Origin of the sequence: Prevotella sp. Rep29 (genome assembly GCF_019551475.1) — a bacterium.
Lineage (GTDB): Bacteria > Bacteroidota > Bacteroidia > Bacteroidales > Bacteroidaceae > Prevotella.
This window is the reverse complement of sequence record NZ_CP047159.1, coordinates 2,008,864-2,032,198: the sequence shown is the minus strand read 5'-3', so window position 1 is coordinate 2,032,198 and position 23,335 is coordinate 2,008,864. Positions and strand designations below refer to the sequence as shown.

The 23,335-nt window shown below is 47.7% G+C and carries 13 protein-coding genes, 3 tRNA genes and 3 rRNA genes; 16 read left to right on the top strand and 3 right to left on the bottom strand.

From position 1 onward, the window contains the following. Positions 1-362: 362 nt before the first annotated feature. Both GRF55_RS08660 and GRF55_RS08655 read right to left on the bottom strand, forming a co-directional pair. The gene (locus tag GRF55_RS08660) at positions 363-1,277 is read right to left on the bottom strand and encodes a DMT family transporter (RefSeq protein ID WP_220368031.1); all 915 of its coding nucleotides are present in this window, start codon (positions 1,275-1,277) and stop codon (positions 363-365) included. A 474-nt stretch (positions 1,278-1,751) separates the two neighbouring features. Then, positions 1,752-1,889 (bottom strand): hypothetical protein, encoded by a 138-nt coding sequence (locus GRF55_RS08655; protein WP_220368030.1) that lies wholly within the window; start codon positions 1,887-1,889, stop codon positions 1,752-1,754. Positions 1,890-1,906: 17 nt separating this feature from the next. Between GRF55_RS08655 and GRF55_RS08650 the strand changes: the two genes are divergently transcribed. From GRF55_RS08650 to GRF55_RS08610, 9 genes are all read left to right on the top strand, one after another. After that, positions 1,907-3,437 (top strand): 16S ribosomal RNA (locus tag GRF55_RS08650). A 139-nt stretch (positions 3,438-3,576) separates the two neighbouring features. Next, positions 3,577-3,650, top strand: a tRNA-Ile gene (locus GRF55_RS08645). 165 nt (positions 3,651-3,815) lie between these two features. Further along, positions 3,816-3,889, top strand: a tRNA-Ala gene (locus tag GRF55_RS08640). 227 nt (positions 3,890-4,116) lie between these two features. After that, positions 4,117-7,027, top strand: a 23S ribosomal RNA gene (locus GRF55_RS08635). Positions 7,028-7,185: 158 nt separating this feature from the next. Next, positions 7,186-7,298, top strand: a 5S ribosomal RNA gene (rrf, locus tag GRF55_RS08630). Together the 16S, 23S and 5S rRNA genes with 2 tRNA genes alongside form the textbook arrangement of a ribosomal RNA operon. Positions 7,299-8,048: 750 nt before the next feature. Then, the gene (locus GRF55_RS08625) at positions 8,049-8,474 is read left to right on the top strand and encodes a lytic transglycosylase domain-containing protein (RefSeq protein ID WP_220368029.1); all 426 of its coding nucleotides are present in this window, start codon (positions 8,049-8,051) and stop codon (positions 8,472-8,474) included. A gap of 163 nt (positions 8,475-8,637) precedes the next feature. Beyond that, a complete protein-coding gene (locus GRF55_RS08620; protein ID WP_220368028.1) occupies positions 8,638-9,198 on the top strand; it encodes a LemA family protein in 561 nt (186 codons plus the stop codon). Between the two features lie 44 nt (positions 9,199-9,242). Then, complete coding sequence (locus GRF55_RS08615) at positions 9,243-10,244, top strand: M48 family metallopeptidase (RefSeq protein ID WP_220368027.1); 1,002 nt, start codon at positions 9,243-9,245, stop codon at positions 10,242-10,244. Further along, positions 10,244-10,972, top strand: a complete 729-nt coding sequence (locus GRF55_RS08610; protein WP_220368026.1) for a GDSL-type esterase/lipase family protein — start codon at positions 10,244-10,246, stop codon at positions 10,970-10,972. The genes GRF55_RS08615 and GRF55_RS08610 overlap by 1 nt, the downstream gene beginning before the upstream one ends. Before the next feature lie 193 nt (positions 10,973-11,165). On the opposite strand, the gene GRF55_RS08605 is transcribed toward GRF55_RS08610, so the two are convergent. Then, positions 11,166-11,238, bottom strand: a tRNA-Met gene (locus tag GRF55_RS08605). A 234-nt stretch (positions 11,239-11,472) separates the two neighbouring features. On the opposite strand from GRF55_RS08605, the gene GRF55_RS08600 reads away from it, so the two are divergent. The 7 genes from GRF55_RS08600 to GRF55_RS08570 all read left to right on the top strand — a co-directional run bounded on the left by GRF55_RS08600 (position 11,473) and on the right by GRF55_RS08570 (position 23,309). Then, a complete protein-coding gene (locus GRF55_RS08600) occupies positions 11,473-12,081 on the top strand; it encodes a TetR/AcrR family transcriptional regulator (protein ID WP_220368025.1) in 609 nt (202 codons plus the stop codon). 21 nt (positions 12,082-12,102) lie between these two features. Continuing rightward, positions 12,103-12,840: a 3-oxoacyl-[acyl-carrier-protein] reductase gene (gene fabG, locus GRF55_RS08595; protein WP_220368024.1), complete on the top strand. Its 738-nt coding sequence runs from the start codon at positions 12,103-12,105 to the stop codon at positions 12,838-12,840. 149 nt (positions 12,841-12,989) lie between these two features. Beyond that, positions 12,990-14,435 (top strand): S41 family peptidase, encoded by a 1,446-nt coding sequence (locus GRF55_RS08590; RefSeq protein ID WP_220368023.1) that lies wholly within the window; start codon positions 12,990-12,992, stop codon positions 14,433-14,435. Between the two features lie 203 nt (positions 14,436-14,638). Further along, positions 14,639-15,469 (top strand): DUF5672 family protein, encoded by an 831-nt coding sequence (locus tag GRF55_RS08585; RefSeq protein ID WP_220368022.1) that lies wholly within the window; start codon positions 14,639-14,641, stop codon positions 15,467-15,469. A gap of 8 nt (positions 15,470-15,477) precedes the next feature. Next, positions 15,478-16,158: an RluA family pseudouridine synthase gene (locus GRF55_RS08580; RefSeq protein WP_220368021.1), complete on the top strand. Its 681-nt coding sequence runs from the start codon at positions 15,478-15,480 to the stop codon at positions 16,156-16,158. Between the two features lie 116 nt (positions 16,159-16,274). Further along, entirely contained in the window at positions 16,275-20,915 is a 4,641-nt protein-coding gene (locus GRF55_RS08575; RefSeq protein WP_220368020.1) for a translocation/assembly module TamB domain-containing protein, read from the top strand. Between the two features lie 36 nt (positions 20,916-20,951). Beyond that, complete coding sequence (locus GRF55_RS08570; RefSeq protein ID WP_220368019.1) at positions 20,952-23,309, top strand: BamA/TamA family outer membrane protein; 2,358 nt, start codon at positions 20,952-20,954, stop codon at positions 23,307-23,309. Positions 23,310-23,335 lie beyond the last annotated feature (26 nt).

Below are 23,335 nucleotides of genomic sequence, written 5' to 3'. Positions count from 1 at the left end.
ATCTTGAATTGTTTGCAAATATAAGAATAATTGGCTAAACTTCCAAATTTTTCATAATGGAAATCCGACACGAAAATATGCGCCTCTCGTATCACAGGAAATGCTTTCCCGGAGGGGTGATAATGTTGGTTGGGGGATACGTCTTAAACGCAGAAAGGATGGTTTAACCCAAATCGGTCATTAGAGTTTATTTCAGAGTCGTGTTTTGTTTTTTCCAGATTAGCGACTTTGTTTTTGAAGGCGTAGCGGGCTACGGCGAAAAAGCGAAAGCGGTAAGGTGGGAAAAAGAATACGGCTATGGAATAAAGAGAGTTGTCTTGCTATAAATAATTCTTTTCCTCGGTCTAATGACCGATTTGGGTTTAAGACTCCTTGCAATTTTCGTTGGCAAGGATGACGCCCATTAAAATCAGGGCACTGCCGACCCATCCCATGAAAGTCATGCGTTCGTCGAGCACCAGCCAACTGACCACAATCGTGGCGACGGGACTCAGATAGATGTAATTGGCAGTGAGCACGGCACCGAGTTTTTTCGTCGCCACACTCCACAAAAGGAAGCAGGCAAATGACGCTACAATGCCAAGGAACAGCAGGTTGAAGAGAATCGTTGGCTCCCAAAAACGCGAGAACTCAAACTGCCAAGGCATGAAAATGAAAATCGGTAGTGTGGTCAGCAGCCCGTAGGCAAAGACTTTACGCGTGATAAACACAGGGTCGTAGCGGTTGCTGAACTTCTTCAGCATCAAGCAATAAAGACCGAAACAGAAGGATGAAACCACAGCCAGCAGGTCACCGAGCAGATTGAACTCCACCTTTCCGCAGCTTCCCTTGCCGAAAAAGATGACGATAGCCACTCCAACAAGGGCGAGAACCGAACCGAAAATGAGCGATTTCGTGGCTTTCATCCCCTTCGTAAATGCCAAAGCCAGCAGCGTGGTTATCAATGGCGAGGCGGCAACAATGAAACTGACATTGTTCGCCAACGTGTATTGCAGTGCATAGTTCTCTGAAATGAAATACATCGAACCGCCGGTCAGTCCCAAACCGACCATCCATAGCTCATCCTGCCAGCTGTCTGCCCATAATTTCTTCGGCGAAATAAAAAGGATGGCAATATAGGCAATAACCATACGGGCGAAGAAAATCTCGTCCTCGCGCATACCGTCCTGCAAAAGAACCTTGCTGCTGATAAGCGTGCTTCCCCATATTGTAACTATGATAAACGCAACGATGTGGAAGAAAACTTTGCTGCCTGTTATCTGTTTATTTGGCGTCATCCTCAATATCTATTTGCCTAAAAGTTTAAATTTTATGCAAAAATAATATATCTTTTTCACATACAAAAATAAAATCAGCTTTTTAACAAATTTCTTCCAGGCATCTTTTCCTGTATTCTCCTTCGTCACCCTCTCATTCTCTCTTCGTTTCCATTCTTTTTATCCCTTTTCCCCTTTTTTCTTCCGCGCGCGTTATATATAATAATGTGTGTTTTTCGTTTTATTTCCTTTTTCCCTGTCGTTATTCCTTGCTTTCATTATTTTTTTTTATTTTTCCGAAAAAAAGTCCGTAAAAAGTTTGCTGTTTCGGAAAATAGTGTTACCTTTGCACTCGCTTTCGCCCATTTTCGGGTGTCAGCCTTCCGGTTTTTTTCCGGTTGCACAGAAAGAGTTCTTTGAAAGTTTTCCATAGACGAGGAAGTAGTACGGGACGTCCCTTTGCCCTTTGGGCGCTGGAGACGTTGTGACGAACCGTCAATTCATCCGCCCCTTTGTGGGGCGGTCCGATACTACCGGACAGGCGTTCTGAGACAGATTATTCGGTGCGCGCTTGTTTCCCTTCCCGCTTTTCCCTTTGTGGGTCTTGCGGTCTTTTGGGATATGGCGTGTCATCGTCGATATTTTTTTTTACAATGTAGAGTTTGATCCTGGCTCAGGATGAACGCTAGCTACAGGCTTAACACATGCAAGTCGAGGGGCAGCATGACGAGAGCTTGCTCTTGTTGATGGCGACCGGCGCACGGGTGCGTAACGCGTATCCAACCTTCCCCCTGCCAGGGAACAGCCCGTTGAAAGACGGATTAATGCCCTATGTTGTGCGAAGATGGCATCAGATTTGCACGAAAGATTTGATCGGCATGGGATGGGGATGCGTAGGATTAGGTAGTCGGCGGGGTAACGGCCCACCGAGCCGTCGATCCTTAGGGGTTCTGAGAGGAAGGTCCCCCACACTGGTACTGAGACACGGACCAGACTCCTACGGGAGGCAGCAGTGAGGAATATTGGTCAATGGGCGTAAGCCTGAACCAGCCAAGTAGCGTGCAGGATGACGGCCCTATGGGTTGTAAACTGCTTTTATAGGGGGATAAAGTGAGGTATGCATACCTTTTTGCATGTACCCTATGAATAAGGACCGGCTAATTCCGTGCCAGCAGCCGCGGTAATACGGAAGGTCCGGGCGTTATCCGGATTTATTGGGTTTAAAGGGAGCGTAGGCTGGATGCTAAGCGTGACGTGAAATGCCGTGGCTCAACCATGGCACTGCGTCGCGAACTGGTGTTCTTGAGTATGCAGGAGGCAGGCGGAATTCGTGGTGTAGCGGTGAAATGCTTAGATATCACGAGGAACTCCGATTGCGAAGGCAGCTTGCTGCTGCTTTACTGACGCTGAAGCTCGAAGGCGCGGGTATCGAACAGGATTAGATACCCTGGTAGTCCGCGCGGTAAACGATGGATGCCCGCTGTTTGCCATTTATTGGTGAGCGGCCAAGCGAAAGCGTTAAGCATCCCACCTGGGGAGTACGCCGGCAACGGTGAAACTCAAAGGAATTGACGGGGGCCCGCACAAGCGGAGGAACATGTGGTTTAATTCGATGATACGCGAGGAACCTTACCCGGGCTTGAACTGCAGCAGAACGATTCAGAGATGATGAGGTCCTTCGGGACTGCTGTGGAGGTGCTGCATGGTTGTCGTCAGCTCGTGCCGTGAGGTGTCGGCTTAAGTGCCATAACGAGCGCAACCCCTTTCCATAGTTGCCATCAGGTTATGCTGGGCACTCTGTGGATACTGCCGCCGCAAGGTGGAGGAGGGTGGGGATGACGTCAAATCAGCACGGCCCTTACGTCCGGGGCTACACACGTGTTACAATGGGCGGTACAGCGAGTTGGTGTCTGGTGACAGTCATCTAATCCTGAAAGCCGTTCCCAGTTCGGATCGGGGTCTGCAACCCGACCCCGTGAAGCTGGATTCGCTAGTAATCGCGCATCAGCCATGGCGCGGTGAATACGTTCCCGGGCCTTGTACACACCGCCCGTCAAGCCATGAAAGCCGGGGGCGCCTGAAGTCCGTGACCGCGAGGGTCGGCCTAGGGTGAAACCGGTGATTGGGGCTAAGTCGTAACAAGGTAGCCGTACCGGAAGGTGCGGCTGGAACACCTCCTTTCTGGAGATGGATGCCTGTTTTTTATGGTATGTATATTTATATATTGTATGGTTTTGTCCATCCCGCTACTTTTCCTGTCTATCGGATATTATTGAGAGAGGCGAGGCTGGGCGCTGTTCCCGCTCGGATACCATCACGGAGTCCTATAGCTCAGTTGGTTAGAGCGCCACACTGATAATGTGGAGGTCGGCAGTTCAAGTCTGCCTGGGACTACACATGGGCGAGAGCCAATGTGTACCAGGTAGCAAGTCTGCCTGGGACTACGCGAGTGTTAATTGAGAATTGAGAGTTGACAATTGACAGATATGTTGACTTGACATACCACTAGTAATCATATTTATCAATTATGAATTATCAATTATCAATTATTCCAGTCACGGGGGATTAGCTCAGCTGGCTAGAGCACCTGCTTTGCAAGCAGGGGGTCAACGGTTCGAATCCGTTATTCTCCACTTGTCCGTCGGTATCTTGGTTTTTTCGCGTTTCCGCGGTTTGCGCTGCGGTTCGTGTTGTCCGGATATCCTATGGAATCGTTCTTTGACATATTGACACAGGCAAGACTGTAAGTAGATTGAATCAACAACAATACAATTTTGACAGCCAGAAGTATATGCCTGCCGTGCTTTGTCGGCTTTCCTGCTTTTGCGGGTTAGTCTTTCAGAGTATCGTGCAGTGCGGAGATAAAGCGAGCAAGGGCGCACGGTGGATGCCTTGGCTCACGGAGGCGATGAAGGACGTGATAAGCTGCGATAAGCTGCGGGTAGGTGCAAATGACCATTGATCCGCGGATTTCCGAATGGGACAACCCGGCCGTCTGAAGGACGGTCATCCTTACGTATTTTGTAAGGAGGCGAACCGGGGGAACTGAAACATCTTAGTACCCCGAGGAAGAGAAAATAACTGAATGATTCCCCCAGTAGTGGCGAGCGACCGGGGAAGAGCCCAAACCGGGCGTGTGCTTTGCGCATGTCCGGGGTTGTAGGACCGCGCTGTGGTATGTGTATTGCGAGAAGAAGGATCTGGAAAGTTCCGTCAGAGAGGGTGATATCCCCGTATTCGTAGCAATGCATGGCCTAGCGGTATCCTGAGTAGCGCGGGACACGAGTAATCCTGCGTGAATCTGCCGGGACCATCCGGTAAGGCTAAATACTCCCGTGAGACCGATAGTGTACTAGTACCGTGAGGGAAAGGTGAAAAGCACCCCTGGCAGGGGAGTGAAATAGTTCCTGAACCCGTGCGCCTACAAGCGGTCGGAGCATGTTTTTGCATGTGACGGCGTGCCTTTTGCATAATGAACCTACGAGTTGCCGTCGCCGGCGAGGTTAAGCGTCACGAGACGCGTTATCCGCAGTGAAAGCGAGCCTGAACAGGGCGTTTAGTCGGTGGTGGCAGACGCGAAACCGAGTGATCTACACATGGCCAGGGTGAAGTTCCGGTAACACGGAATGGAGGCCCGAACGGATAAGCGTTGAAAAGCTTCCCGATGAGTTGTGTGTAGGAGTGAAAGGCCAATCAAACTCGGAGATAGCTCGTACTCCCCGAAAGGCATTTAGGTGCCGCGTCGCGTGTTTCGCGTGAGAGGTAGAGCGACCGATAGGATGCGAGGGCTTCACCGCCTATCAAGTCCTGACGAACTCCGAATGCTCACGCGTAGTAGCGCGGCAGTAAGGGCGCGGGTGCTAAGGTCCGTGCCCGAGAGGAGAAGAATCCGGACCGCCGTCTAAGGTCCCCGAGTGCTGCCTGAGTTAGTCTAACGAAGTCCGGTCCCCGTGACAGCCAGGATGTTGGCTTGGAAGCAGCCATTCATTCAAAGAGTGCGTAACAGCTCACTGGTCGAGGGTCCGGGCGTGGATAATAATCGGGTATAAGGCAGCCACCGAAGGCGCGGGATAGTATATTGATTTATAGTATCGGTAGGGGAGCATTCCGTGTGCGTTGAATGGTGTACGTGAGTTATCCTGGAGCGCACGGAAACGCAAATGTAGGTATAAGTAACGATTAGGGGCGTGTGATCCGCCCCCGCCGCAAGACCGAGGTTTCCCGGGCGATGCTGATCAGCCCGGGGTCAGTCGGGTCCTAAGGCTCAGCCGAGTGGCGAGGCCGATGGCTTCACGGTCAACATTCCGTGACTTCCCCCATGAGCGATGTGGTGACGGAGCAGTGGAACCGCCGCGCACTGCCGGAGTAGTGCGTTGAAGGGTGTAGGCGCCGATGCGTATAGGCAAATCCGTACGCAGAGCCGACCCTGAGAGTACCGTCGTCCCTTTTGGGACGGTGGATAGTGTGGGTAATCATACTCCCGAGAAAACCCGCTAAGCGTTAATTGTGTGGGAACCCGTACCGCAAACCGACACAGGTGGTCGTGTAGAGTATACTGAGGCGTTGGGTGATTCATGGTTAAGGAATTAGGCAAACTGACCCCGTAACTTCGGGAGAAGGGGTCCTCACTTTATTGTGAGGCGCAGAGACCAGGTCCAGGCAACTGTTTATCAAAAACACAGGGCTGTGCAAACTCGAAAGATGACGTATACAGCCTGACACCTGCCCGGTGCCGGAAGGTTAAGAGGAGATGTCAGCCCTTTGGGTGAAGCATTGAATTGAAGCCCCGGTAAACGGCGGCCGTAACTATAACGGTCCTAAGGTAGCGAAATTCCTTGTCGGGTAAGTTCCGACCTGCACGAATGGTGTAATGATCCGGACGCTGTCTCAACCATGAGCCCAGTGAAATTGTAGTATCGGTGAAGATGCCGATTACCCGCGATGGGACGAAAAGACCCCGTGAACCTTTACTGCAGCTTAGCACTGGACTTGGTCGCCGGATGTGTAGGATAGGCCGGAGACTTTGAAGTAGGTACGCCAGTATTTATGGAGTCATCCTTGAAATACGGCCCTTCCTGCGCCTGAGTCCTAACGCGTGTTTTTATGCGGACACTGCTTGGTGGGCAGTTTGACTGGGGTGGTCGCCTCCAAAAGCGTAACGGAGGCTTCCAAAGGTGCCCTCTGGCCGTTTGGTAACCGGCCGTTGGAGTGTAATGGCACAAGGGCGCTTGACTGGGAGGCAGACATGCCGAGCAGGCAGGAAACTGGGGCATAGTGATCCGGTGCAAGTGTATGGAAACTGCATCGCTCAAAGGATAAAAGGTACTCCGGGGATAACAGGCTGATCCCCCCCAAGAGCTCATATCGACGGGGTGGTTTGGCACCTCGATGTCGGCTCGTCACATCCTGGGGCTGGAGAAGGTCCCAAGGGTTGGGCTGTTCGCCCATTAAAGTGGCACGCGAGCTGGGTTCAGAACGTCGTGAGACAGTTCGGTCTCTATCTATCGCGGGCGTTGGAGTCTTGAGCGGGTCTGGCACTAGTACGAGAGGACCGTGTTGGACAGACCTCCGGTTTACCGGTTGTGCCGCCAGGTGCACCGCCGGGTATCCGCGTCTGGTAAGGATAAGCGCTGAAAGCATCTAAGTGCGAAGCCATCCGCGAGATGAGGGCTCCTTTGAGGGTCGTCCGAGACGAGGACGTTGATAGGAGGCAGGTGTAAAGACGGTGACGTCAAAGCCGAGCCTTACTAATTGCCCGAACGCTTTTTTCCGTTGTGGCATGTTCTTCTGTCTGTCGTGATGTGCCGGCAAGTATGCCGGTGTATGAAAACAGTGTGTATTGTTTTATGGCAGTTCCTTCTGCTTGTCGTTTTGCCTGTGCATGATGTCAATCGTTTATGTCGCGTTTCGTTTTAGCGACAGAGAGATTTATGGCGGTTATTGCGGCGGTGTCCCACCTCTTCCCATTCCGAACAGAGCAGTTAAGCCCGCTTGCGCCGATGGTACTGCAATGCAATGCGGGAGAGTAGGTGGCTGCCGTTTTTTTGAATTTATTCTTGAGGCGGGTGTTCCTAACGGAATGCCCGCCTTTTTTTGTTGGCAAGGGACGGCGAGGCAAAGGGATGAGGAAAGCTCACTCTCTTGAACCGGAGGGAAGACAAGGAAAGTTGCGAGGACATAGAGGACAGGGAAAATTTAGCGCTTGGGTGGGAACAGGGAAAGCTGAGAGGAATGGAATGGTTGGGAACTCTGGGAAATTCTGCAGGAACTAAGGATATAAGAAACTCTGGGATGACCGGGACTGAGTGTTGATTGCTTTGGGCGGAGTAGGGATATTTGCACAAATGAGTATATAAATAATTGTTAAAAGGTCTTTTTAAGAAGAATTTGTTTTCAGAAGTCCATAATTAACACCTCTATATTCTGCAGGTTATGTGTTTACAATTGTAAACGCCGTAGAATGCTTTGTATAAGGGGAAAATGGGGAGGGCGTTTGTTTTGGTTGCATTTACTTTTGTAAACTTTAATACTTGGTTTCTTATCTTATAAAATACTGATATTCAGTGGGATATAAATCTTAAAAAACTAAAAGAGATTGTGTAAAAGCATTGTTGGTCGGAATGTTTTTCTTACCTTTGCCGCAGAAATAGTGAATAGTGCTTTTTGTTTTGAAGCAATTATTCGATGTTTAACTGGAGTTGAGAAGTTAGTCCTTTAAATGCCTATGGCGGATTAATTCTCGTGTATAATTCTGTTCTTGTGGATTATTCGGGCTCCAAAAAATCATTTATAATGAGTAAAAAATTTAGAGTAGTATTTTTAAGTTTATTGATGTTGACAGTATTACCATTTACAGCATCGGCTGATGATGGTTTGTCAGATTTTGATTGGAATCCAGTGATGGATGCGATTATTGAAGTAGAGAGTAAGGGAAACCCCAATGCCCGTTGTGGAATTTGGTGTGGAGTACTGCAGATAAGTCCGGCATTAGTGACGGAATGTAACAATATTCTGAAGCGGTCTAACAGTTCAAAGCGTTATACGTTGAAAGACCGTTTTAATGTAGAAAAGTCGAAAGAGATGTTTGTTCTCATTCAGTCTTACTACAATCCCAAGAATAGTGTGGAGAAAGCCATTCGTATGTGGAACGGTGGGATCGGTTATTCAGTGAAGCGTACCCAGCGTTATTATGAAAAGGTGATGCGTTTGATGGACTAACTAATTATTCATTTATCTGATATTTTGTCCGGCTGTCATTCATTTGGCAGTCGGATTTTTTTGTTTCCATGTGGCTTGTCAAGAAATATTAAAATTCTTTTTTTATTTTGCTTTTTCAGTGATTTGCATTATCTTTGCCCTATATATTTTAAATGTAAGAGTTATGATAGCAATTATTTTAGTAGGAGTATTAGTGCTCCTTGTTTTATGGTGTATCAGTCTTTACAATAATCTGGTGCGTATGCGGAACAACCGTGAGAATGCTTTTGCGAATATTGATGTTCAGCTGAAGCAGCGTCACGATTTGATTCCCCAGTTGGTTGCAACGGTAAAGGGTTATGCGGAGCATGAGAAAGAAGTTTTTATGCGTGTGACGGAAGCCCGTTCGGCTGCGATGAATGCTACGACAATCAACGAGAAGGTGCAGGCAGAGAATGCGCTTTCGAGTGCCTTGTCGGGTTTGAAAATTTCGTTGGAAAACTATCCGGAGTTGAAAGCCAACCAGAATTTCTTGCAGTTGCAGTCAGAGATTTCCGACGTAGAGAATAAACTGGCGGCAGTTCGTCGTAATTTCAATTCAGCGACCAAGGAATTGAACAATGCGGTAGAGACTTTCCCGTCAAGCATTTTTGCCAAGATGTTCGGCTTCAAGCGCGAGCCGATGTTTGAGGTTCCACAGGAGGAACGTGCGACATTGGATAAGGCGCCCGAAATCAAGTTCTGACCCATCTTTTACTTTTTGTATAAAAGTTATAGTTGTCGTTCCGTATGAAGTATGTAGGAATGCAGACGCAGATCAGGCGCAACAACAGGCTCAGCGTGTTGTTGCTCCTCTTGTTCCCTGTCATTATTTTAGGCATGGTATGGGTTTTTCTTGCGTTGCTGAACTATTTTGGAAACGGATATTACAATCAGTATGGCGAATTGGTTCACAGTCTTGATGTTGAGACGGTTAACTATTATTTTGTAACAACCATCCCGTGGGTCATACTTGGAGTCGCTGTTTGGTTCGGCATTGCTTATTTCATGAATGCCTCGATGGTGCGGCGCGCAACAGGTGCCCGTCCGTTGACCCGCAAGGAGAATCCCCGTGTATATAATATTGTGGAGAATCTGTGCATGACCTGTGGGATGGATATGCCTCAAATCAATGTGGTAGATGACCCACAGTTGAATGCCTTTGCCAGTGGTATTGACAAAGGAAGCTATACTGTGACCGTAACGACAGGCTTGACGGAGCTTTTGACCGACGAGGAACTCTCGGGTGTGATTGGACATGAGTTGACACACATCCGCAATCGCGACACCCGATTGCTCATAACGAGTATCATCTTTGTGGGAATCATCTCAACGGTGATGAGTTTGACTGTGAGGATGATGAACAATATGATTTTGTTTGGCGGCGGCAGCAGCCGCCGTGATGGAAAGGGCAACGGATTGTCCGTGATTGTTATCATGTTGATTGGTCTGATTTGTTGTGCCGTTGCTTATGTCTTTACGCTGTTAACCCGTTTTGCCATATCTCGTAAACGGGAATATATGGCAGACGCCGGTGGTGCAGAGTTGTGCGGCAACCCATTAGCATTGGCTTCGGCGTTGCGTAAGATTTCCGACAACCCAGGGTTGACAGACGTGAATCGTGACGATGTGGCGCAGTTGTTTATTGTTCATCCACAGGGGCTGACACAAGGATTCATGAATTTTTTCAGTTCATTGTTCAGTACCCATCCCGATACGGCAAAGCGAATAGAAATTCTGGAACAATTCTGATGAAGCATCTTAGATTGAACAGCCTCCTCCTTTTTCTGGGGTTGTTAATATCGTCCTACGTGTCGGCTCAGCCGTTCGATTTCAAACCATTCAAGCATTATAACGAGCGAATGGCGGAATTTCGTCGTCAGGCGCCTATAACTTCCATGGATATTGTGATGCTGGGCAACAGTTTGACAGAGAACGGAGGTGACTGGAACAAGCTGCTTGAGACGAGCCATATTCGTAACCGTGGTATCTCCGGCGATGTGGCTATGGGCATCTATAAACGTTTGGACACGATTCTTTCAGGAAAACCTCGTGCCATATTCCTGCTGGTAGGAACGAATGATGTCAGTCATCAGCTTACTCCGAAGCAGGTTTTTGAGCGATGTGTGGCGGTGATAGAGAAGATTCGGACAGACGCACCCGCCGTGCGCCTTTACGTTCAGAGTCTGCTGCCTTTCAATGATATTTACGGCCGTTGGAAACTTTTGGAAGGGAAACTGGATGATATTCCGGAAATCAACCGTCTGCTTTCAGCCTATTGTGAGGAGCACGAAATCACGTTTATCAATCTTTTTCCGAAGTTTGTTCGGCATGGCACCAACGAACTGCGTAAAGAACTGACCAGCGATGGGCTCCATCTCACGCCTATTGGATATAAGATTTGGGCTTTCGAGTTGCGAAAATACATTCAGGAGCTGGACATGCTGCTGATGCTGGACACCTTTAAGTTGGAGCCTTGAAATGAAAAAAGCCAGTCTTTCTTGATTGGCTTTTTTTAGTTGCGGAGGCAGGACTCGTTCTTCATCGAGCGTCATCGCTACGTCGCTGAAAGCGGTGGCGATATAAGGACGCGAGGTAACTGCAACCGTAGGGCGCATGTGAGAGCACTGCCTACATGAAAAAAGCCAGTCAGGAAAGACTGGCTTTTTTTAGTTGCGGAGGCAGGACTCGAACATGCGACCTCCAGGTTATGAGCCTGGCGAGCTACCAACTGCTCCACTCCGCGATTTTAGTTTTTCGGATGCAAAGGTATGCATATTTTTCGAAATATGCAAAAAAATGAAAGAAAACTTGCATCCGTGTGCGGTTAATTTGTAAAAAAAAGAGGTTGTTTGCGGATATGGCATAGTTATTTTCTTGGAAAATAATTTGTCGATTATTTGTTTGAACCAAATAAAAGTAATATTTTTGCACATGATAAAAACTATGTGCAACGATTAGTTAAATGGAGGAGCAAGCCATGTCGATATCAAAAACGAGGCAGAAATTGGTGGATGTCGCCCGACAGCTCTTTGCCATGAAGGGCATGGAGAATACGACGATGAATGATATAGCGGTCGCTTCAGGGAAGGGGCGTCGAACGCTCTATACCTATTTCAAGAGTAAAGAAGACGTTTACTATGCTGTGATTGAGTCGGAATTGGAGCGTCTTTCCGAGAAGATGGACGAAGTGGCAGCGCGTAAAATCACCCCTCAGGAAAAGATTATCGAACTGATTTACACCCATCTCAACATGATTAAGGAGACCGTTGTGCGCAACGGAAACCTGCGTGCAGAATTCTTCCGCAACATCTGGATGGTGGAGAAGGTGCGCAAGAATTTCGACCTTTATGAATCGGAGATTCTTCGGAAGGTGTTTGCTGAAGGGAAGGCCGACGGTGTGTTCGACATTGAGAATGTCAACCTCGTGGCAGACATCACGCACTATTGTATTAAGGGCTTGGAAGTGCCATACATCTATGGCCGCTTGTCGCACGGCATGACCGAAGAGGCAGCCAAGCCGCAGGTCGCCAAGTTCGTTTACGGTGCTTTGGGAAAGAGCAGAATAGATAAGACAACAAATAATTAAACAAATCAAAAACAATAAATTATGGGACTATTAACTGGAAAAACGGCTCTGATTACGGGAGCTGCCCGTGGAATCGGGAAAGGTATCGCATTGAAATTTGCCGCAGAAGGCGCTAATATTGCGTTTACAGACCTTGAAGAGAACAAAGAAACAGAGATGGAAATAGCAGCTTTGGGCGTAAAGGCGAAGAGCTATGCCAGCAATGCTGCCGACTTCGCACAGACCGAAGAAGTGGTCAACAAAGTGCACGAGGAGTTTGGAAGTATTGACATTCTCGTCAATAATGCAGGTATCACCAAGGATGGACTGATGATGCGTATGACCGAGCAGCAGTGGGATGCCGTGATAGCTGTCAATCTGAAGTCGGCTTTCAACTTCATCCATGCCGTAACGCCTATCATGATGCGCCAGAAGAGCGGTTCTATCATCAATATGGCGAGCGTGGTTGGTGTGCATGGCAATGCCGGTCAGTCCAACTATGCTGCTTCCAAGGCAGGTCTGATTGCTTTGGCTAAGAGTATCGGTCAGGAACTGGGCAGTCGCGGTGTGCGTGCCAATGCCATTGCACCAGGCTTTATTGAAACAGCCATGACCGCACAACTCTCTGAGGAGATTCGCGAAGAGTGGAAAAAGAAGATTCCTCTTCGTCGTGGCGGTACGGTGGAAGACATTGCCAACGTGGCGACATTCCTTGCCAGCGACCTTTCTTCATACGTTACCGGACAAGTTATCCAGGTCGATGGCGGTATGAATATGTAAGTCAGGTTTGCATCGTTTGCGGACGATGCATGATAAAATAATTGGATTTAAAATGTCACAAAACAGTTATTTTTGCGTATAATTAGAAATTTGCGTATAATTAGAAAAATGAGTTTTCTTTTAATACGTAAAAATAACTGTTTTTTTATATGAAAATGTGGACGATGAAATTGGTGAAACGAAAAATCTTTTTCCGCAAAGGGCTTGTCTCTAAAGTCCTTTCCGTTGTGTGTTTTCTTGGTTTTCCTGCGCTTTCAGTGGCGCAGACATCGCTTACATACCAGCAAGTGTGTGCCGATATCGACACGATGGTTTCCCTTATCGAGCAGGTGCATCCAGACCCTTATAGCCGTCTCAGCAAGAAGACATTTTATAAGGAGGTAAAAAAGTCGAAGAAACAACTGCAAAAAGGTGATATCTCCCGCCTTCGGGCATACATGGAACTCTCCCGTTTGGCAGCACTTTTTAAGGAGGGACACTTCAGTGTCTACTCGCGAAATGCATTGTTTTCAGCTGAGGAAAAAGGTTTTCCATATTTATCACTGTTTCATATAGAGCCCCAAACACATCGGCTTATACTCAAATGTGATACGGTCTTGGGCGGTATTTCATTTTTAAAAGGTGATGAATTACTGAAAATTGATCATTTAAAGGCAAAGAAAATCGTAGAAAAGAGCCTTAAATATACTTTTGGTGAACGCGATTTTTACCGCTGTACGCGGGCAGAAAACGATGGGACGCTTCAAAAATGGCTTTATCTGAACATGCCAAAGAATTATTATCGCATAGTAATGAAAACGAGTAGTGGTACAAAAACACTCATGTTGAAAGCACTGAATAAAAAAGAGATAAAGGAAATACAGGCAAAACGACCTAAGGAAAAAGATGAAGCAAAGGAAGATAAAGCATGGAGTTACGAAATGTACAACGACTCCGTGATGATTCTCCATTTCAATGAGTGCGTGATAGAAGGATTTCCTGAATTCCTGAGTGAAATGTTCCGTCAAGCCCGTACGAAAAATGTGCGCCATCTCGTAATTGATAACCGTTATAATGATGGCGGAAACTCTAATGCTTCTGATGAGATATGTCGTTATTTGACCGATAAACCTTTTATTGGTTGTTATAGAATTGTGATACGGATATCTGAACCTGTGCGAGAGTTCTATCGTTCTTATTTAAAAGAATATCCACAATTAAGCGAGAGCATAGCGTTGCCTGATACCATTATGAATGAAGTGATGTCTTTAGATGATTACCAGCAACCTTATGCAGACAGTCTTCGTTTTACAGGAAAAGTATATTTGCTCAATAGCCACGAAACCTTTTCTTCTGCAAGTTGGCTTGCAGAAGTTTTCAAATATTACAAATTAGGTATAATTGTAGGTGAAGAAACTGGTGGAATGAACATTTCTTCAGGAGATATCATTAATACGATACTTCCACATACAAAAATGAATTTGATGCTTCCGTACAAGATGTTTTATATGATAGGTGCTGAAGATGGCAGTGAGATTCATGGTGTTTTGCCTGATGTTCCTCAGCCGTCAGAAAAGGCAATGGATTGGGTTTTGAAGAAAATCTGTAATAAATAACATGAGTTCAAAGAATTCAATCGACATGATTAAAGGTGCTGCTTAGAGAAAAATAATGCTGTAATTTTTGTTTGTTTAGTGCTAAAAGCAGTATCTTTGTGGCAAAATGAACGCATCGGAGAAATCGAAGAGGCTGTCGGAGAAATCGGACTAGTCGGACTGGTCGGACGAATCTGGTTAATTGAAAAAACAAGTGTTTAGTTATGAATACTCCAAATATTTCGTCCATGAATCGCGAAGTGTCAGTGGTGATACCGATATACACCACAGCGTTGAATGATTTTGAAATTCTGTCCCTCAAGCGTACCATCGCCATGCTTCATGACTATGATATGGTGATTATCAAGCCCCAGAGTTTGGACTTGCAGCCCTTAGACACGCTTTTGAGTTCGGCAGATTATCGTGTGGAGTGTTTTGAAGATGCTTATTTTAAGGGAAGGGTGGGGTATAACCGTTTGATGATGTCGCCTGAGTTTTATGAGCGGTTTCTCTCTTCCAAATACATTTTAATCTGCCAAACAGATGTTTTTATCTTTTCAGACCAGTTGTCGGATTGGTGCCAGAAAGATTACGATTATATAGGTGCTCCCTGGTTCCCGTCCTATCAGGCATATACGCATAAGAATTGGTTGGCTGTTGTCGACTGGAAATGTCGCACCTTTATTTCCCGAATATCGTCTTTCTATTTCTCGATGAAGTTGAAATTCATGGTTGGGAACGGAGGATTATCGTTGCGGCGAACAGCGAAGTTCTACGAATTGTCGAAGAAATACGGGCAAGCAGCCATTAAGAATATGGAGCAGCATCCCAATCATTCGAAGTATTACGAAGATGTGTTTTGGTCTTACCACGTCAACCGTTTAGAGCCGCAGGCATTGAACATACCTTCTTATGAGGAGGCTGTGCATTTCTCCATGGATACCCATCCCGCAACAGCCTATCAGATATCAGGAGGGCGTTTGCCTTTTGGAGCCCATGCTTTTTACAGAAGGAAGAATTACAGATTTTGGAAGGAACATATTGCTAATCAATAAAGAAGCGCATGGAAGTAGTTTACGAAGACAACCATATTATTATTGTATATAAAGAGAGTGGGGAGATTGTGCAGGGCGATAAGACTGGCGACGAGCCGCTGTCGGAACGGGTGAAAGCGTATATCAAGAAGAAATATGCAAAGCCCGGAGATGTCTTTCTCGGAGTCGTTCATCGCTTGGACCGTCCTGTGAGCGGACTGGTCGTGTTTGCGCGTACGTCGAAGGCACTCTCCCGTCTGAACAATATGTTTCGCGACGGCGAGGTGCATAAGACCTATTGGGCATTGACAAAGAATCTCCCGCCACAGGAAGAGGGGACGCTGGAACATTGGCTCGTGCGCAACGAGAAACAAAACAAGAGTTATGCTTACGACCGGGAAAAACCGCATGCGAAGCGGGCTGTCCTGAAATATCGCCACATCGGTTCTACCGACAATTACCATCTGCTGGAAGTGCTGCTGCTCACGGGACGGCATCACCAGATACGCTGTCAGCTGTCAGCCATGGGCTGTCCCATCAAGGGCGATTTGAAGTATGGCGCCCAGCGCTCCAATCCCGACGGAAGCATTTCGCTCTTGGCAAGGAAAGTGGAATTTGTGCATCCTGTCTCCAAACAGCCCATCAGTGTGGTTTCGCCATTGCCGGACGACCCTTTGTGGCATCAGGCAGGAGGCATGGAACGACCTTGAGGCGGGGCTTTGTCGCGTAAAAAAGAATCAATTCTTTTTGTGTTGTTTCTGATTTATGCTATCTTTGCACCTAATATCGCGCGTACATATTATAATATGCGGTTGATAGCAGTTGTATGAAGAGAGTGCTGAAATGGATGGGGATTGCTGTTCTGACCCCTATCTTACTGTTCGTCTTACTGACCATACTTCTTTACATCCCTCCTATTCAGAATTGGGCTGCAAAGAAGGTGGCAGCCTATGCTTCCGAGGAAACGGGTATGGAGATTACGGTGGGCAGGGTGGCTCTGAAGTTTCCGCTTGATTTGTCGGTGACCGACTTCCGTATGATTAAGGCGAACGACTCCATTCCCGGAGTGCGTGACACGATTGCCGACGTGGGAGAATTGGTGGTTGACGTACAACTCTTGCCTTTGTTTAAGAAAAAAGTGGAGATTGATGCACTTGAATTTAACCGGCTGAAGGTGAATACTGACGGTCTGATACCCGAGGCACGGGTGAAGGGGCGCTTGGAACATTTTGCACTCGAGAGCCACGGTATCGACCTGAAAGCGAAGACGTTGCGCGTGAATACCGCTCAGTTGAAGTCTGCCGATGTAAGTGTTGAGTTGAGCGATACGGTGCCGCCCGACACGACGGAAAGCGAGAACTTCTGGAAGATTTATGTGGATGAACTGAACATCGATAAGACACGGATAGCCGTTCACACGCCTGGCGATACGACGAGCGTGCAGGCGTTTTTTGACAAGGCTGCTGCCCGTGAAGGATATTTCGACCTGAAAAAGAGCGAATACAAGTTGCAGAAGTTTGATTGGACGAACGGTGCGTTGAAGTATGACAACAATTTTGAGCCGCGTACTGATGGCTTGGATTTCAACCATCTGGAACTCTCCGACGTGAATGTGGGCATTGATTCACTCTATTATTGCGACCCGAAGCTCGATTTCTCGCTTCGAAACTGTGCTTTCAAAGAGAAAAGCGGTATGCAGGTTGATGACATAAGCGGTCCAATCAGTTTGGCGAACAACACGCTTCATCTGCCATCGTTCAGCTTCCGCACACCCAATTCCAATTTGAAGACCTCCCTGACTTTGGATTTGAGCACGTTCGACCCGCAGAATCCTGGAACGATGAATGCCGACGTAGAGGGATATTTAGGCAAAAAAGACCTCACGCCGTTCTTGAAAGACATGCCGAAGGGCTTTGTGAACCGACTGCCCAACCATCCGTTGAGAATCAAGGGAAAGGTGGGAGGCAACATGCAGCGCCTTCGCTTTGACAATCTGCGAGTGAGTCTGCCGACCGCTTTCGACATGACGGCAACGGGCTATGTGGAAAATCTGAGCGAGCCAAGTCGTTTGAAGGCAGATGTCAAGTTGCATGGCAAGACACAAGATATCGGTTTCGTCTCGGAATTGCTGCCTGCCGATACCCGGAAGCAAGTGCGCATACCCAACGGCATCGGTATTGACGGCACGTTCAATGTGAACGGCGACCGCTATATTGCCGACTTTGTCGCTTCGCAGGGAGGCGGAACCATGAAGGCCAAGGCGGTGGTTGACACCCGTGCAATGAACTATACTGCGGAGATTGATGCCAAGAACATGCCTTTGCAGAACTTCCTTCCCAACATGGGGCTGAGTCCTTTCACAGGAACGGTCTTCGCCAAAGGTAGCGGGACGGATTTCCTCTCGCCGAGGACGAAGTTGGAAGCCCGTGCCAATATCAAGAAATTTACATACGGAGGCTATGCGCTCGACGGAATGAAAGCCAAGGCAAACGTTCAGAACGGAAAGATTCTTGCCGATATTGACAGCCACAACTCGATGCTCAACGGCAATATCCAATTCAATGGACGGACAAATTCCAAGATGTTGCAAGGAACGATTGTGGCAGACCTGAAGCAGGCGGATTTGCACCGGTTGGGCATCACGGACGAGTCATTGCTGTCGTCAGTGTGTGCCCATGTGGACGTAGCCACCGATTTGGACGAGTATTACAAAGTGAAAGGAACGCTGAGCGACTTGGTTTTCAAGGGGAAGAAGGAGACTTACCGCCCTGACGATGTCCAGCTCGACGTGCTGATGAATCGCGACACGACCCATGCCGTGGTAGAGAGTGGCGACTTCTATCTCAACATGGATGGGCGTGGAGGCTACAAGCGGTTGCTCAGTCAGGTGGAACATTTCACAGACGAAGTGCAGGCACAGTTGAAGAACAAGCGGATTGACCAGGCGATGCTCCGCCAGAAACTGCCTGATGCGCGTATTTATCTTTCGTCAGGTCGTGAGAATTTCTTCAGTCATTGGATGAAAGGCGAGGGCTATCAATTTGACCAGGCGCTGATAGACATAAAATCTTCCCATGTGGAAGGACTCGACGGGCATGTGAATGTTTACGGATTGGTCGCAGACAGCATTCGCCTGGACACGGTGCGCGTGAACGTCCAGTCAGATAAAGACAACTTCGTCTATAACGGACAAGTGAGAAACAATAAGAAGAATCCGCAGTATGTCTTCAATGCACTCTTCTCAGGGGCACTCTCGGAGAAAGGTTCAGACATTCATGCCCGTTTATATGATGCGAACGATGAGTTGGGTGTGGATATCGGATTGGCAGCCACGATGGAAGAAAACGGCATGAAGGTGCACCTCACCGATACGCAACCGATACTCGGTTACAAAACCTTTACTGCCAATGCGGACAATTATATATTCCTCTCCGACGATAAACGCGTCTCGGCAGACCTTATGTTGAGAGCGGCTGACGGGCAGGCGGTGCAAATCAGTACGAACGACGAGACGGATGCGCTGCAGGATTTGACGGTCAGTCTCAGTCGTTTTGACTTGGAGAAGGTGACGTCGGTGCTTCCATATTTTCCACGTATTACAGGAAAGTTGGATGGTGACTACCATATCATTCAGACGAGCAATGAACTGTCCGTATCCTCAGCGATGTCCATCAGTGGAATGACATACGAAGGCTATCCGATGGGCAATCTCTCAACAGAATTTGTCTATATGCCGAAGAGTGACGGTTCCCATTACGTGGACGGCATTCTCCTGAAAGAAGGGGCGGAAGTCGGGACGATAACGGGCACCTATCGCTCGGAAGGGGAGGGATATATCGATGCCAGTCTCGGACTGTTCCGCACACCATTGGAATTGCTCAACGGCTTTGTTCCCGACCAGGTAGTAGGATTGAAGGGTTATGGCGAGGGAACACTTTCCATGAAAGGCACCCTGTCAAGACCGCAAATCAACGGGTCGCTGAATCTCGATTCCGCCTATCTTGTGAGTGTGCCTTATGGTGTGAGTCTCCGTTTTGCAGAAGAGCCGATACAAATCAAAGACAGCAAGTTGCAGTTCAACAACTTCAAGATGTATGGCTATAATGAAAGTCCGTTGACGATGAACGGGGAATTGGACTTCTCCAATCTCGACCGAATGATGATGGATGTCCGGATGACGGCACGGGATTTCCAAGTCATCAATGCGAAAGAGAATTATCGTTCGGAAACATACGGAAAGGCATTTGTCAATTTCTTTGCGCTGTTGCGTGGTCCGTTGGATGCCTTGACGATGCGCGGAAGAGTGGATGTGCTTGGTTCAACGGACATGACCTATGTGCTGAGAGACTCGCCGTTGACAACCGATAACAGGTTGGAAGAACTTGTCACTTTCGTTGATTTCAACGATTCGACGCAGACACACGTTACTCGTCCGACGTTGTCAGGTTTCAACATGGACCTTACTGTGAATATTGACGAAGGAGCACACATCAAATGCGACTTGAACAGCGACCATACGAACTATATCGATCTGATTGGCGGCGGTGAGTTGCGGATGCAGTCGAATGCGATAGAGCCCCTTCGGCTGACGGGTCGCTATACGTTGGCGAATGGAGAGATGAAATACTCCCTGCCGATTATACCTCTCAAGACTTTTACTATTAAGGACGGAAGTTATATAGAGTTCAGGGGTGATGCCATGAATCCGACGCTGAATATCACCGCGACCGAACGGACGAAAGCCTCCGTGGGTGATGGCGACGGCAGTGGTCGGACGGTGGAATTTGAATGCGGCGTCATTGTGACGAAGACGCTGAATGATATGGGACTAGAATTTATCATCGATGCCCCGGAAGATATGGCTGTGAGCAATGAGTTGAACACCATGTCAAAAGAAGAGCGTGGCAAGCTTGCTGTGACGATGCTTACCACGGGAATGTATCTTGCTGACGGAAACACCAGCGGCATCACGATGAATACAGCCTTGAGCTCATTCCTCCAGAATGAAATCAACCACATTACGGGCTCTGCTTTGCGGACACTTGACCTGAGTTTTGGTGTGGACAATACGACCGATGCAGCGGGAAGGATACGGACGGACTATTCATTTAAGTTTGCGAAACGTTTCTGGAACAACCGTTTGCGCATCGTTATCGGAGGCAAGGTATCGTCAGGCGCTGATATGTATAATCAGAACGAGTCGTTTTTCGATAACGTGACGTTTGAATACAGGCTTGATCAAAAATCAAACAAATATTTGAAACTGTTCTATGACCGCAACTCCTATGACTGGATAGAAGGTGAAGTGGGAAGGTACGGTGCCGGATTTATCTGGCGTCGCAAGCTGCAGCATTTCAAAGATATCTTCAAGTTCAAGTCAGATATTCCGCAGATGCCACTTACCCCTATGCGAAACAATATTCAGACAGATTCGCTTCAAACGGATTCGGTGAAGAGGCAGGAATAGGAAAACGGGTTGTGACAAAAAAGTAAGACAACGAAGATGCAAAGGAAAAAAGAGATACGGACCATGTTTCGTCTTTGGGTTGCCGCAATGTTGGTGGCTGGTTGTTCGACCACCAGTAGTTTGCCTGAAGGCGAGCAGTTGTACATTGGACTTGACCATGTGACTTATGAGCATTACGAGAAGAACGCTCATGCGTCTTTGGTGAAGGAGGAAGTTGATGCTGTCTTGGCATGTGAGCCCAATGGTGCTTTGTTTGGGAGCTCGTATCATCGCACCCCGCTTCCTTACGGGTTATGGATTTGGAATGCTTTTTCTGATTCTGAGTCGGGACTGGGGAAGTGGTTGGCGAAAAGTTTCGGAAAGCCTCCGGTGCTGATGCGTACGGTCAATCCGGAGTTGCGTTCTTCCGTCGCTCAATCGGTGTTGCGGTCGCATGGTTATTTCAGGGGGAAGGTGAACTATGAAACGCTTCAGATGAAAAATCCCAAGAAGGGGAAGGTGGGATATACGATTGATATGGGTCATCTGTTTACGTTGGATTCTATTGATTATATCAACTTCCCTTCGGAGGCGGAGGAGTTGATTTCCTTATCTGAGAAGGACAAGAAGTTACATCGTGGAGATCCTTTCGATGTGTCGGTTCTTGATGAAGAGCGTTCGCGTTTGAGTACTCTTTTCCGGAACAATGGTTACTATTATTATGAGCCAGGTTATGCTTCTTATTTGGCGGACACGTTGTCTGTGCCGGGTAAGGTTCAGTTGAAGTTGCAGATGGCTGACAGTGTGCCTGATGCTGCTTTGCGCAAGTGGTATATTGGAAAGGTTGATGTGAATTTGCGCCGTCAGTTTATGGAGCGTCTGAATGATTCGATTGTGCGTCGCCGGTTTACGCTTCATTCTAATGGTCGTCGTCCTCGTGTCCGTGCAGGTGTGTTGTTGGGCGCTTTGAGGCTGCGTTCCGGTCAGTTGTACAGTTATGACAATTATTTGGAGTCGGTGAGCAGGTTGAGCAGTACGGGATTGTTCAGTATGGTGGACTTCCGTTTTACGCCTCGTGATACGACGCTTTTGTGCGATACACTTGATATGCAACTCAATGCTGTTTTGGATAAGCCTTATGATTTTTATATCGAAGGCAACATGACGGGTAAGACGAATGGTCTGGTGGGACCGGAGCTGATATTGGGATTGACGAAACGGAATGTTTTTCGCGGTGGGGAAAAGCTCGACTTCAATATACATGGTTCATACGAATGGCAGACGGGTCATGATGCTGAGGGTACGAGTTCAGACATCAATTCCTATGAATATAGTGGAGACTTGTCTTTGGAATTTCCGCGTCTTTTGTTTCCGCGTTTTGGGAAGCGAACGGAACCAGGTCGCAGGGGTGGCGGTCCGCAGATTCGGCGTCGGCGTTTCTTCTCTACGCCTTCAACTGTAGTGAAAGCATCGCTCAACATTGTGAACAGGGCGAAATATTTCCGTCGCCATATCATTTCGGGAGAGTTGACGTATAATTTCCAGACGTCGGCAACATCTCGTCACTCGTTTTCGCCACTCATTTTGTCTTATAACTATATGAACCGGACGACAGCTCGTTTTGACTCGATTATGGAGGAGAGCCCCTATTTGAAGATGTCGATGATGGATCAGTTTATCCCCAAGATGAGTTATACGTATTCTTATACTAGTCCGCAGAATTTGCGGAATCCGATTCGTTGGGAGACGACTGTCAGCGAGTCTGCCAACATACTTTCGTTGGGCTATGCGATTGCCGGAGAGAAATGGGGAGAGAAAGAAAAGACGATGTTCGAGAATCCATACGCTCAATTTTTTAAGATTGAGACCGATTTCCGAAAGACGTGGAAACTGGGAGAGTATTCCGAGCTTGTCGGGCATCTTAATGCGGGCATAATCTTCTCTTACGGCAATTCCACGACGGCACCTTACAGCGAACAATTCTATGTGGGAGGAGCGAACAGCATCCGTGCCTTTAATGTGCGGACGTTAGGTCCGGGCGGCTATTATGTGCCTATCCGTAAATTTTCGTATATGGACCAGACGGGTGACATCAAGTTTCAAGCCAATCTGGAGTATCGCTCACGGCTTTTCGGCAATCTTTATGGCGCATTGTTCCTTGATGCGGGAAATGTGTGGACGCGACATGACGACGGATATCGCACTGGCGGGCAACTGAAGATGAAAAACTTCTTCGACCAGCTTGCTGTGGGAACAGGTGTCGGCGTTCGCTACGACCTTGACTTTTTCGTGTTGCGCCTTGATTGGGGAATCGGCATACATCTTCCTTACGATACGGGAAAGAGCGGGTATTACAATATTCCAAAGTTCAAAGATGGACAGAGTTTCCACCTTGCTATCGGATATCCGTTCTGATGAAAGATAAACAAACAAATAACTAT

Bases quoted from the DNA above. Each gene is read 5' to 3' on its own strand.
- GRF55_RS08660 (WP_220368031.1), bottom strand. From the start codon at position 1,277: ATGACGCCAAATAAACAGATAACAGGCAGCAAAGTTTTCTTCCACATC.
- GRF55_RS08655 (WP_220368030.1), bottom strand. From the start codon at position 1,889: ATGACACGCCATATCCCAAAAGACCGCAAGACCCACAAAGGGAAAAGC.
- GRF55_RS08625 (WP_220368029.1), top strand. From the start codon at position 8,049: ATGAGTAAAAAATTTAGAGTAGTATTTTTAAGTTTATTGATGTTGACA.
- GRF55_RS08620 (WP_220368028.1), top strand. From the start codon at position 8,638: ATGATAGCAATTATTTTAGTAGGAGTATTAGTGCTCCTTGTTTTATGG.
- GRF55_RS08615 (WP_220368027.1), top strand. From the start codon at position 9,243: ATGAAGTATGTAGGAATGCAGACGCAGATCAGGCGCAACAACAGGCTC.
- GRF55_RS08610 (WP_220368026.1), top strand. From the start codon at position 10,244: ATGAAGCATCTTAGATTGAACAGCCTCCTCCTTTTTCTGGGGTTGTTA.
- GRF55_RS08600 (WP_220368025.1), top strand. From the start codon at position 11,473: ATGTCGATATCAAAAACGAGGCAGAAATTGGTGGATGTCGCCCGACAG.
- fabG (WP_220368024.1), top strand. From the start codon at position 12,103: ATGGGACTATTAACTGGAAAAACGGCTCTGATTACGGGAGCTGCCCGT.
- GRF55_RS08590 (WP_220368023.1), top strand. From the start codon at position 12,990: ATGAAAATGTGGACGATGAAATTGGTGAAACGAAAAATCTTTTTCCGC.
- GRF55_RS08585 (WP_220368022.1), top strand. From the start codon at position 14,639: ATGAATACTCCAAATATTTCGTCCATGAATCGCGAAGTGTCAGTGGTG.
- GRF55_RS08580 (WP_220368021.1), top strand. From the start codon at position 15,478: ATGGAAGTAGTTTACGAAGACAACCATATTATTATTGTATATAAAGAG.
- GRF55_RS08575 (WP_220368020.1), top strand. From the start codon at position 16,275: ATGAAGAGAGTGCTGAAATGGATGGGGATTGCTGTTCTGACCCCTATC.
- GRF55_RS08570 (WP_220368019.1), top strand. From the start codon at position 20,952: ATGCAAAGGAAAAAAGAGATACGGACCATGTTTCGTCTTTGGGTTGCC.